Raw genomic sequence first — 5410 nt, 5'->3', positions numbered from 1 at the left:
GCCGCCCGCGGCCTGGCCGTTTCCGCCGGGCCCTGGCGCTCCTGATGCCCCGGGGCTGCGGGCGCCCGTTCCCGGAGCCGGTCGCATCCGGGACGGGACTGCGCCGAACCCGGCGGAACGTGGCAGGGGCCCTACGGGCGCGCCTCGATGACCATGCTGAACGGCGTCTCCATCGCCCTGCGCACGGTGCCGAAGCCGCCTTGCCTGATGGCACCGGAAATGCGGGCGAACCCCGCCTGCGCGCCGAGGGCCGCGCCCACCGGCTGGTCGAGCGAGGTCGGCACGCAGATCATGGTCGAAGCCGCGTAGTAGAGGCGGCCCACCGGGTTCAGGTTCTCCTCCAGCCGGTCGCCCGCCCGCGGCTCGACCACCATCCAGCAGCCTTCCGGCTGCAGCGACCGGAGCACGTGCCGGGCCGCCCCGGCCGGGTCGCCCATGTCGTGCAGGCAGTCGAAGAAGGTCACGAGGTCGAGGTCCCGGCCCGGGAAGTCACTGGCCAGCGCGACCTCGAACCGCGTGTTGGCCGTCACGCCATGTTCCTCCGCATGGCGCCGGGCCTGTTCCACCGAGCCCGGATGGAAGTCGTATCCGGTAAAGCGGGAATTCGGGAAGGCCCTGGCCATCAGGATCGTGGAGAAGCCATGGCCGCAGCCGACATCGGCGACCGCCGCCCCGCGCTCCAGCTTCGCCACGACATCCCCGAGCGCGGGCAGCCAGGACGCCACGAGGTCGCGCTGATAGGCGGGGCGGAAGAAGCGCCCGACGGCGCAGAACAGGCAGGGCGCCTGCCCTCCCCAGCCGACGCCCTTGCCGCTGCGGAACGCGCTCTCCACCAGCGGCTCGTTGTCCATCAGCGCGGCCGCCATGTCGAAGCCGCCCTGCATGAAGAGCGGCCCCTCGGAGTCGGCGAGGAGCATCGCCTGCTCCGGCGGCAGGGTGAAGCGTCCGCTGCCGGGATCGTAGGACAGATAGCCGGAGGCCGCCTGATGCGAGAGCCATTCCCGGGCATAGCGTTCGGCCACGCCCGCCTCCGCTGCCAGCTCGGCCGGGGTCATGGGTCCCCGGGCCTGGAGCGCCTTGTAGAGGCCCAACCGGTCACCGAGACGGACGAGTGCCACGCTGCAGGCACCGCCGAGATCGCCGAGCATCTGGCTTATCACCTGGTGAAGCTTCGTCTCGTCCATGCTGCCTGTTCCTCCCATGCATCCATGTCCCGTTCGCGGCATCGGGCCAGCGCGTCGCGGGATCGGAAGCCGGGCCGGGCATGGCATGTCGCGACGATGGCCATCCGCCGTCCCGTCCGCGAACCGGGGAAGAGTTCCCGGCGGACCGTGCATCCGTCCGGCCCGCCGCGGCAAGTTAATTTCGAAACCGAACCTATGTTGCGCCGCCATCCGTCGCCAGCCTTCCTTCGTCGCGGCCTTGACCCCGGATGCCTCTCACCTAGGCTCGCGGCGCATTTCCGATGGAACGCGACATGACGCTGGCGATGGGCTGGGACGAATGGGCGAAGCATGACGCGGTGGCGCTGGCCAATCGCGTCCGGGCCGGCGAGGTGAGCGCGGCCGAACTCGCCGCCCAGGTCGCCGCCGGCATCGCCAAGGTGAACCCCGCGCTCGGCGCCGTGGTCGAGGTCTTCGAGGATCTCGTCGCCGAGCCCTTCCGGGACGGCACCTCCCCGGATGGCCCCTTCGCCGGCGTGCCCTATCTGATGAAGGATCTCGGCCCCACCCTGAAGGGCCGGTTGCAGGAGATGGGCTCGCATCTCATGCAGGGGAACCGGGCGCAGGCGGACAGCTTCCTCGCCGGGCAGATCCGCCGCGCCGGGCTGAACATCCTGGGGCGCACCACCACGCCCGAATTCGGCTGCTGCTCCGCCGCCGAGAACCCGGCGATGTATGTGACGCGCAATCCCTGGAACACGGGCTACACCACCAACGGCTCCTCCGCCGGCACGGCGGCGGCGGTGGCGGCGGGGGTGCTGCCGATCTCGCATGCCACGGATGGCGGCGGCTCGATCCGCATCCCGGCGGGCGCCACCGGCAATATCGGGCTGAAGCCCTCGCGCGGCGTCTTCTCCATCGCGCCCTATGCCTCGGACCTGACCGGCCTCGTCTCCATCCAGGGCTGCCACAGCCGCACGGTGCGCGACACGGCGCTCTTCGTCGATGCCTGCCGCGGCGGCGCGCCGGGCGAGTTCATGCCCTACTGGAAGGCGGACGAGGCCTATTCGGCGCTGATCCGGCGCGACCCGAAGCCGCTGCGCATCGCGCTGTCGCATGAATGGGGCGACTACCGCGCGGTGCCGCATTTCGTGGCGGAGCTGGAGCGCGTGGGCCGCCTGCTGGAAAGCCTGGGCCACCATGTCGAATGGGCGCTGCCACGGGTGGATTTCCGCGCCGCCTTCGCCGCGCAGACCACCTGCTACGTCAGCAACTTCGCGCAGACCGTGAACAACCTGATCGCGCCGCTCGGGCTGGACCGCCCGCCGGCGGACAAGGTGGAGCCGATCAACATCCGCATCTGGGAGGCGGGCATCGGCACCAGCTTCACCGAGCGGGCGCGGATGCAGGCGGTGTTCAACAGCACCTCCCGCGCCTTCGGAGAGTTCTTCGAGGAATGGGACATCATCCTCACCCCGATCACCGCCCTGCCGACACCGGTGATCGGCACCACCGAATACCTGACGATCAGCGACAATCCGGATGTCTATGACTGGTTCGGCAATCTCTGGCGCAACTTCGCCTATACGCCGCTCTCCAACCTCTGCGGCATCCCGGCGATCTCCCTGCCCCTCGCCTGGCAGGAAAGCGGGTTGCCGCTCGGCATCCAGGCGCAGACGCGGCAGGCGGGGGACGGGCTGCTGCTGCAACTGGCGGCGCAGGTCGAGCGCGCCATCGGCGGGCGCTGGAACGACGGGAAGCGCCCCGGCGTGCATGTGACGGCGGGCTGAGGCGGCCGGGGCCCTGGGACGGGCACCGCCTCGCCCCGGGGCCATTCGGCCTACTCGTTCCGCAGCAGCGGCGCAGGGCGCACCCGCAGCGCCAGCGCGGTGCCGACCCAGCCCATGCCGAGGGTGAGCACGGCGCAGCCCAGCACGGTCAGCAGCAGCGTGCCGGGCAGGAAGGCCCAGTCCATGCGCATCACGAAGCGCACCACGCCCCAGGAGGCGAGCGTCCCGGCCGCCGCCGCGATCAGCCCCGCCGTCACGCCCAGCAGGCCGAATTCCACCAGCCAGGCATTGCGGATCTGCGCCCGGGTGGCGCCCAGCGTCTTGAGCACCACCGCGTCGCGGATGCGCCGCGCCTGCCCCGCCGCCACCGCGCCCGCCAGCACCAGTGCCCCGGCGACCAGCGTCAGCGCCGCCGTGGATGTCATGGCCATGGCGAGCTGCCCGAGCGTCTCGCCCAGCGCGTCCAGCGCCTCCTGCACGCTGATGCCGGTGACGTTGGGGAAGGTGTCGGTCACGGCGCGCAGGATGCCGCCCTCGGCGGCCTGATCGGCGCGGATCGTGGCGATATGCGTGTGCGGCGCGGATTCCAGCAGGCCGGGCGAGGCGACCAGGGCGAAGTTCAGCCCTAGGCCGCGCCACTCGATGTCGCGCAGCGAGCCGATGCGGAATTCCAGGTCGCGGCCCAGGATGTTCAGCGTCACCGTATCGCCCAGCCCGACGCCCCAGCCGCGCGCGAGATTGGCGTCGAGCGAGACCAGCGGCGGCCCCTTGTAGTCCGGCGCCCACCATTGCCCGGCGGTGAGGCGCGTGCCTTCCGGCGGCGTCGCGGCATAGGTCAGGCCGCGGTCGCCGCGCAGGGCCCAGGCGGAATCCTCGCTGACCTGGAGCTGTTCCACCGGGATGCCCTTCACCGCCACGATGCGGGCGCGCAGCGAGGGCACGCGCTGTTCCTCGTGCACGCCCGGCAGGCCCTGCACCAGCGCGTCGAAGCGCTGCGCCTGGTCGTTCTGGATGTCGATGAAGAAGAAGCTCGGCGCGCCGTTCGGGATCTGCTCGGTGATCTGGCGGCGCAGGTTGCCCTCGATCAGCGCCACCGCCGCCAGGGTGGTGAGGCCGATGCCCAGCGAGACCAGCATCAGCGCGGTCGGCGCACCGGGGCGGTGCAGATTGGCGAGGCCCAGCCGGATCTCGGGGCGCCGTACCGTGCGGAAGCGGCGCGCGGCCGCCTGGAGCGCCCAGGCGCCGATCCGGAACAGCCCCAGCGTCGCCGCGGCGCCCAGGCAGAACCAGAGGGCGAAGAGCTTCTGCTCGGAGCTGAACACGACCAGCGCCACCAGTAGGACGACCACGGCCGCGTTCACCAGCAGCAGCCACAGGCGCGGGCGCCCGGCCACCGGCTGCACGGCGTCGCGGAACAGGGCCGCGCCGGGGATCTCCCGCGCCCGCCCCAGCGGCCAGAGCGAGAAGGCCAGCGCCGCCAGCAGCCCATAGACCGCCGCCAGCAGCAGCGGCAGCGGATAGAAGCCGAAGCGTGGCGGCACCGGCAGCACACCGGCCAGGGCCTGCGCCGCCAGCCAGGTCAGCCCCATGCCGCCCAGCAGGCCGATCGCGATCCCCAGCGCCGACAGCACCAGGAGCTGCAGCAGGTAGGTGGCGAAGATCACCCGCGCCGGGGCGCCCAGGCAGCGCAGCGTGGCGATGGTCCGCGCGCGCCGGTCCAGCCAGGCGCGCACGCCGGTCGCCACGCCGATGCCGCCAACCAGCAGGGCCGTCAGCCCGGCCAGGGTGAGGAAGGAGGCGGCATTGTCCACGAAGCGCCCCACGCCCGGGGCGCCGTCCGAGGCGTCGCGGATGCGCCAGCCGCTGTCGGCGAAGCCCTGGGCACGCAGGGCTGCGGTGAAGCGCGCCTCCTCCGTCCCGGGCGGCAGGCGCAGGCGGTAGGCATAGGTCACCAGCGATCCCGGCTGGATCAGCTCGGTCGCCGGCAGGGCGGCGAGCGGAACGATGGCGCGCGGCCCGAACTGGAAGGCGCTGGCCACCTTGTCGGGCTCGGAGGCCACGGTGCCGCGCAGCACGAAGCGGGCCTCACCGATCCGCACCGTGTCGCCCACCCTCATTCCCAGCCGGTCGAGCACCAGACGGTCCAGCGCCAGGGGCCAGCGGCCCTCCGCGTCGGGCCGGTCGCCCAGGGGGCCGGGCGGGTCCAGCTCCAGCGTGCCATAGAGCGGATAGGTCCCGTCCACCGCCTTCAGCTCCACCAGCGAGCGATCGATGCCGGAGCGCGGCTCCGTGTCCGGTCCCGTGGCTGCCACGCCGCCACCTTCACCGCGCGGGGCCACCGCCATGGCGCGCATGGAGACCACCTCGCTGACCCGCGCGCCTTGCGCCTCCAGCCAGCGTCGCCCCTCCTCCGGCATCGGGCGCTGCGAGGCCCGGACCTCCAGGTCGCCACCCAGG

Annotated in this window: 3 protein-coding genes; 1 reads left to right on the top strand and 2 read right to left on the bottom strand. The window is 72.3% G+C overall.

The features are described 5' to 3' along the window. Positions 1-131: 131 nt before the first annotated feature. Complete coding sequence (locus ROTAS13_RS18580; RefSeq protein ID WP_058389021.1) at positions 132-1184, bottom strand: class I SAM-dependent methyltransferase; 1053 nt, start codon at positions 1182-1184, stop codon at positions 132-134. A 281-nt stretch (positions 1185-1465) separates the two neighbouring features. Here ROTAS13_RS18580 and ROTAS13_RS18575 point away from each other — a divergent pair, with 281 nt between their 5' ends. Then, on the top strand, positions 1466-2953 hold the full coding sequence (locus tag ROTAS13_RS18575; protein WP_216348686.1) for an amidase: 1488 nt from the start codon (positions 1466-1468) through the stop codon (positions 2951-2953). A gap of 50 nt (positions 2954-3003) precedes the next feature. Here ROTAS13_RS18575 and ROTAS13_RS18570 read toward each other — a convergent pair. Further along, positions 3004-5410, bottom strand: a 2407-nt coding sequence (locus tag ROTAS13_RS18570; protein WP_075823060.1) for an ABC transporter permease, incomplete at its 5' end; no start/stop codon positions are given.

It is taken from the genome of Roseomonas sp. TAS13 (assembly GCF_001950415.1).
In the GTDB taxonomy this organism is placed as follows: domain Bacteria; phylum Pseudomonadota; class Alphaproteobacteria; order Acetobacterales; family Acetobacteraceae; genus Roseomonas; species Roseomonas mucosa.
This window is presented reverse-complemented; position numbering and strand designations above follow the sequence as displayed.

What these genes read in the sequence shown, in the direction of transcription:
- ROTAS13_RS18580 (WP_058389021.1), bottom strand. Translation starts at nt 1,184, where the DNA reads ATGGACGAGACGAAGCTTCACCAGGTGATAAGCCAGATGCTCGGCGAT.
- ROTAS13_RS18575 (WP_216348686.1), top strand. Translation starts at nt 1,466, where the DNA reads ATGGAACGCGACATGACGCTGGCGATGGGCTGGGACGAATGGGCGAAG.